The organism is Microcystis sp. LE18-22.4A (genome assembly GCF_027531105.1).
Classification (GTDB): domain Bacteria; phylum Cyanobacteriota; class Cyanobacteriia; order Cyanobacteriales; family Microcystaceae; genus Microcystis; species Microcystis aeruginosa.
This window is the reverse complement of record NZ_JAPZRB010000189.1, coordinates 25,188-31,187: the sequence shown is the minus strand read 5'-3', so window position 1 is coordinate 31,187 and position 6,000 is coordinate 25,188. Positions and strand designations below refer to the sequence as shown.

The 6,000-nt window shown below is 39.1% G+C and carries 8 protein-coding genes; 2 read left to right on the top strand and 6 right to left on the bottom strand.

The features are described from left to right. Nucleotides 1-159: 159 nt before the first annotated feature. Nucleotides 160-282, top strand: a complete 123-nt coding sequence (locus O9295_RS08400; RefSeq protein ID WP_288032652.1) for a hypothetical protein — start codon at nt 160-162, stop codon at nt 280-282. Nucleotides 283-292: 10 nt separating this feature from the next. Here the strand turns inward: O9295_RS08400 and O9295_RS08395 are convergent, their stop codons facing one another. Next, nucleotides 293-469, bottom strand: coding sequence for a hypothetical protein (locus O9295_RS08395; protein WP_502846496.1), 177 nt, complete (start codon nt 467-469; stop codon nt 293-295). Nucleotides 470-765: 296 nt separating this feature from the next. Continuing rightward, nucleotides 766-1,260 (bottom strand): hypothetical protein, encoded by a 495-nt coding sequence (locus O9295_RS08390; RefSeq protein ID WP_002798323.1) that lies wholly within the window; start codon nt 1,258-1,260, stop codon nt 766-768. A gap of 367 nt (nt 1,261-1,627) precedes the next feature. On the opposite strand from O9295_RS08390, the gene O9295_RS08385 reads away from it, so the two are divergent. Then, nucleotides 1,628-2,458: a hypothetical protein gene (locus O9295_RS08385; protein ID WP_002798321.1), complete on the top strand. Its 831-nt coding sequence runs from the start codon at nt 1,628-1,630 to the stop codon at nt 2,456-2,458. Between the two features lie 320 nt (nt 2,459-2,778). Here O9295_RS08385 and O9295_RS08380 read toward each other — a convergent pair whose 3' ends face one another. The 4 genes from O9295_RS08380 to O9295_RS08365 all read right to left on the bottom strand — a co-directional run bounded on the left by O9295_RS08380 (nt 2,779) and on the right by O9295_RS08365 (nt 5,914). Beyond that, the gene (locus tag O9295_RS08380) at nt 2,779-3,462 is read right to left on the bottom strand and encodes a DALR anticodon-binding domain-containing protein (RefSeq protein ID WP_288032651.1); all 684 of its coding nucleotides are present in this window, start codon (nt 3,460-3,462) and stop codon (nt 2,779-2,781) included. A gap of 143 nt (nt 3,463-3,605) precedes the next feature. Further along, nucleotides 3,606-4,382, bottom strand: coding sequence for a type II restriction enzyme (locus O9295_RS08375; RefSeq protein ID WP_288032648.1), 777 nt, complete (start codon nt 4,380-4,382; stop codon nt 3,606-3,608). A 29-nt stretch (nt 4,383-4,411) separates the two neighbouring features. Next, a complete protein-coding gene (locus O9295_RS08370; protein WP_288032647.1) occupies nt 4,412-5,326 on the bottom strand; it encodes a DNA adenine methylase in 915 nt (304 codons plus the stop codon). A 72-nt stretch (nt 5,327-5,398) separates the two neighbouring features. Then, a complete protein-coding gene (locus O9295_RS08365; RefSeq protein WP_288032646.1) occupies nt 5,399-5,914 on the bottom strand; it encodes an alpha/beta hydrolase in 516 nt (171 codons plus the stop codon). Between the last annotated feature and the right edge of the window lie 86 nt (nt 5,915-6,000).

The window sequence follows — 6,000 nt, the reverse complement described above, 5'->3', positions numbered from 1 at the left end:
GATAATACTAGACCAAACCAAAAGAAGTCAAGCGGTATCCTTAACAAGGGAACAGTCAAACTAGGAGCCGTGTGAGGCGAAAGTCTCACGCACGGTTCTGAATGGGAGGGGAGGTCGGTGACGACCTTCTCGACCCCTAATAGTATCATAAAAAACATCATGCAAGCATACAAACTCAAAGGAAAAATTGATCAATCTGGTAACTTGCTGATTACCGAACCATTGAATTTACCCCCCGGAAATGTGGAAATTGTATTTTGGGCAGCCACAGATAACCTTTAATATTTAATATTTAATATTTAATAGAATTTTCTTGCAGCCATTCTGATATAGTTTCTTGACTTTCTTGGCCGTTTGCTAGTCGTTCCATTATTAAAACAACTTCGGGTTCTGGAACATCCAACGAACATCCATTTAATTCCAGAAAGATAGCCATTACTACGAAAGCTACCCGTTTATTACCATCTATAAAAGCATGATGGTTCTTCGGTTTGTCTTATGCAATGGAGGGGGGGTATAAGGGATGAAACCCTTATATAGAAAGACATTGCTTCGATTTTTGCCAATTGTTTTCGATTTGTTTTCGATATAGAACGAGCTAATCAATTAAGTCTCTTGCCGGATAAGGATTTAGTCGATTTATGCCACCCTATTGAACCATACCAAGTAACGAAGAACCATAACTGATAACTGATAACTGATAACTGATAACTGATAACTGATAACTGATAACTGATAACTGATAACTGATAACTGATAACTGTCTTACTCGGCCTTGACCAAACCCTGAGAGCGAATACAGGCCTGTTCCCAGCGACAATCGGGATTAACTTCCACCGGTTTGAGTCGCGCCCAGATTTCGCCTTGAGCATCGGCATAAAAACTATCGATAATAGCGGCAATACGAGTACCAAAAGGTTCGGTAATGAGGACAGAATCGGTCAGATTAAATACTTCACCATTGGCTCCCGTCGCTTTTTCGATGACGGGAATTTCTGCTTTGGGAATTGGTTTTCGGAATAGAGGAGCCGAATCGGAACGGGGACGGAAAGGAGATTTTATCTCGCTACTGACTGATTTTACCGTTTCTGCGGCTGGTTTTTCCTCGATGATTTCTGAAGGGGTTTCCGGGGGTTTGGGGGGTACTGCGGCTCTAGAACCCTTTTTAATAATTTGTAGAGGTTGTAGGGGAGGAGTGGCTTTAATTGGCTCTTCGGGGGGTTCAGGGGTGCTAGGGGTTTTCTTCGGGGGACGTGGCATGATACGACAAGGAAAATAAAAACTATAGAATTATTGAAGCACATCGAGCCACTAACCCGCTCGACCGATGCTTGTATCAATTTTGCTGTGGCTAATTCTTCCCTGGCCCCAGGGCCAGACACCCGCACTACAGCTATCTACGAATTAGTCGATTCCCCTCTCCCCTCCCAACTTATTGAAAAAATTTCTCATTAAGTATTGACAAAAATTCCTAATAAGCTTATGGTTATTTATAGTGTTCTCCTCTTAAGGATCGGCAGTGGAACCGCGCGGCAGTCTCTAACAATGCGGTTCCCATTTTTTTTGGGGAACGATAGAAGGCTTTTAACGTCTCTAAACTTCTAGGTTTCCTCATCCTTTGGCTTTTATGAACGATAATTCCGACCTGTACCTCGATCATCTCACCCATGCGGATACTGTCATTACTGCTGAAATTGTCGAGCATGAGAGTCAATCAACAGATGAGACAGATTGGGCAGCTCTATCCTCTCATTTACGTCAACAAAATCAAGAATTACAAGCGGAGATCTGGCGACGGGAGCAAGCTCTCGGGGAACTGCGATCGCAGTTAGCCGAGCAACATCGTCGCTGGCAAAGTTGCGATACCCTAATCCAGCAGCAAAACGAGGAACTGCAATACGAAAAGCAACAATTACAGCGAGCTTTAGGGGAAATCGAACAGTATCGTCAAGCAGAACAACGGCAACCGATGATTATTGCCAATTTGACCGCAGAATTGACCCGCACGCGTCAACAATTAGCCCGTTTAGAGCGAGAATGTGCCTTAATTCAGGAAAGTTATCAGGAAAAAAGCCAAAAACTGTGCAACTATGACCAGCAATTGCAGGAATTACGCACCCGTCTCCAACGTCAGCAACGCTACACCCTCCAGTATAAAGCGGCCTTAGCCCAGTATTTCCAGCGCGGTAGCGATCGCAATTCTCCCCCGGATTTAGCCATTGTCGCCAAGGCAGCCGCAATCGAGCCTTGGTCTCAGACAGAGAATCAAGAAAGGGATGAAGTGGCTCCCATCGATGAGTTTTTAGCGGAATTAGAGACAATTGAGCCAGTAGAATCCTTAAATAAGAAAGATAGGGATTGGCCCGCACCTATCATCTCCCCTTCCCCGAAATATTCCTCTTTTCGGGTTGATTTGCCCACTTTTATTAAATATCGCCAAGAAGAAAATAATTCCTGAACAACAGAAAGAGAGCCGGCGACTGTCCATGTTTCGTCTCGGCTCTCTATTCTGGTTCGCTCCTCACACTAATTAAAATCTATCATAGGCTGATGGTTTTGTCCACTAAATTCGTAAAAGTTAATATTTTTATAAGTACCTAAGCAAAATTAATTACACATCCAAGCCGTCAGCAGTTACTCCGTCAGATTCGGCGTGAGCTTTTGTCAAACGCTTTTTGCTGTGATCAGTAAACAGTGAACTAAAAACTCAAATCTGATCCCTGATAGCTGTCTCCCGTCTCCTGTCTCCTGTCTCCTGTCTCCTGTCTCCTGTCTTCGTTATAGTTCCGTCATCGGCAGCAGTTGCCATTTTTGATGGAGAAGACGGTTAAGTAGTTTTTGACTGACGCTAATCAGGATTAATCTCGATCGCTGAATTGGGGCCGATTCTCCGATAATGCGACAGTTACGCTCAAAATTGAGCATTGCCTCGCAAAAATTCGCAGTTAAGGGATAGAGTTTCTGGCGTTCCCAACAATCACAAACGGTTAAAATTTGCAGGATTAAAGCTATTTCGGCGGGATGATGCCACGATAATAGTTCAGACTCGATTAATCTAATTTTTTCCCGATTGAGCAGTTGTAACAAACTAGAATAGCGAGCGTGAGTGTATTGAAATAAAAAGAAAAATTCTCCTCTGGGATGAAGAGGAAGCTCATCCGAGAAAAATTGCTCGATTAAATCGTTTAGTTTCAGTAACCAAAAGGACAAAAATTGCTGATCTAATAATAATTCTAGCCATCCTTCTTTAAGCTGAATTTGCGGAAAAAGGACGATTAAATGGTTAAATATGGTTTGACATTGAGCGGGCGTAAAATAATAAAACAGAGGTGAACGATAGAGGACACTATCAGTTTTTGGGCAACGATAGAAAGTTAATTTATGGTTGTTTTCTGGAAAAATATTAATTAATCGTTGTCTTAAGTAATGCTCGATCGAGGGATGATTGCAGATAAAATTCATACTCATAAGGGTAAACGAGGCATTTTTTGCAGATCAAAATGGTCGGTTTATTCTAGTGTTCTCATGAGAGACATTCTAGATTTTGATACGCTTAATCAACAATCAGTTAATTGTGTCTAACTGATATGAGAACTACGATAAATTTAGCTTATGATTTCAAATCTCGCTGAGTCCACCAGCTTAATACTATTATAATTGTCTGGATTTTCAAACTCGAATTTCCATAAATAATATATATTTGATTTCTTAGCAAAAAATAGTGTAACAATTTTCTTTTTAGTATGCAGTTGCCATTGTCTAGATGGATAATACAACTGTCTGATAATTACATTGTCTATACTTAAGTTTTTGGCTTCAATCAGGACAATTTGGTTCTTGCCTTCATATCCTGCATCCACCTCTGTTTGTACACCTTTAATTTTAAGAACATGATCATTAATTTTTATTGTAAATTCAGGGGTATATTTTCTACCACGAATGGTTAATACTAGGCTATTATCTTTGATAAAGTGACGAATTAGACTCGATGCGTAAGCGAAGTCCAGATGTTGCATTTCTGAATCACCTATCAAAGAAGTTTCTAATTGAAAATCTAATAAAGTTTGATAATTTTCTATGGGTGTTTCTATGATAGGAATATCAACATAACCCTCGCCCTTTAATATCACATACTCTCCATTCTTGACTGGTAAAATAAACAATCCTAGCTTTTTAAAAACTTCTGGACGGCTTTCTCTTGTATCTTGTTTACATAAAATTCTTACTTCTCTTTCCCCTGTAGTTTCAAAATGTTTTGTGGCTGCTTTAATCTGTTCAGCCTTAATAAAATAAGGATGATTACAAAAATCATGATCGTGCAAGTTATATCTATCGAATACAGCTTGCCACCCTCGATCTCTTGAAGAAATATTTTTATTCATGTCGTCTTTTCTGTTAGACTTGATTTTTGTCAATTATTGATCAGTAATTCCCAGATTTCTCCCCTATTATTGCCCTGGGAATTAATATTTCGTCGGGCTTTTACCCTTTGAATATTATAATCTTTATATAAATCATCAAAAAAATTATTGTCAGAGTCAAAGTTTTTAACGTCGGAATTACTTAAAATAAATTTACAACCTGCCCGATCGACTCGATCGATAAATTGTTTTAATCTTATTTGCTCCTCATCGTTAAAATCTTCTTTAGTATAAGAGGTAAAAGCTGATGTTTTTTTAATCGGTTTATAGGGAGGATCAAAATAAAATAAAGTCTTGTTATTGGCATAATTTAGGGTTTGGACAAAATCCCCTTGTAGGATCGTCACTTTCTGTAAATGATGATTGACAGCTAATAAGTTTTCTTCATTGCAGATCAATGGTTTGACATATTTTCCAAAAGGGACATTAAAGAGTCCTTTGCTATTGACTCTATAAAGTCCATTAAAACAAGTTTTATTGAGAAATAATAACAAAACTGTTTTTTCTAGATCGTCATCGCAGCTGCGAGAATTAAATTCTATTCTTTTATCCAAAAAAAACTTTTGTTGTTCCTCTAGATTTTTAAGTTCATAAAAATCCTGCTGAATTTTTTTAAGCTTGACTATTAATTCTTTGACATTATTTTTAATAACATTATAAGCCATGATTAAATCAGGATTGATGTCATTAATAATAACTTTTTGGACAGAAGAAAAATTATTTAAGACTGAGAATAAAACTGCCCCACCTCCGACAAAAGGTTCAATGTAGTTAAACTGACAATTTTGAGAAATCTGGGAATTAATCAAAGATAGAATATTGGGAACCAGTTGAGTTTTGCCTCCCGCCCACTTTAAAAAAGGTTTGCCGCTAACTGTTTTCCTTTGAGACAAAGAAGTCGTCATTATTCCTACCAGATTATCCTAATTTATTCAATTTACAGCGCAATTCAAGAAAACCTGAAGGCGGATTTGGTATCAGAAAGGTAAACGGGGCATTTTTTTCAATACTGATTCAATTTGGTTGATTAAATCCAGCAGACGATTGCCATCCACATGAACCTCGCTGGTGGGATAATTGTCGAGGACTTCGATGATTTGAATCTCGTTATCGTTGAGGGCAGAAGTGACTAAGGAACCCCGTAAAGCTTGCCGACTAGCAGCCCGATTGGGGGTGTGGACAATTTCGGTGGCATAATCTAGCAAACTTTCGCCAAAAAAACTATTAAGAAATTTGGAAAGAAAGACGGCATCCACCGCTACCCGACGATTAAGGATTTTACGGAATTCTTCGGGTTTTTGGTTAGCCATCTTTAATTGTGCCGCTAAAGCGGGAGCTAATTCGCCTGTTTCGCTCAATTGCTTTAATTCTGATACTGATACAGACCCTTGGAAGATGTGGTATTTGATGATAGCTGATTCGGCGGCTGACAAAGATTGACAAACACCGAGAAAGATAGATATTCCTAGGGGAAGTAAAAGATTTTTGAACATAAACCAAAGGTGCAAAACAAGCGATAAGCGATCGGGATGATTGACTCATTCTAGCGGAATTGGTTGCCGCTTAGGAAAAACTTAAG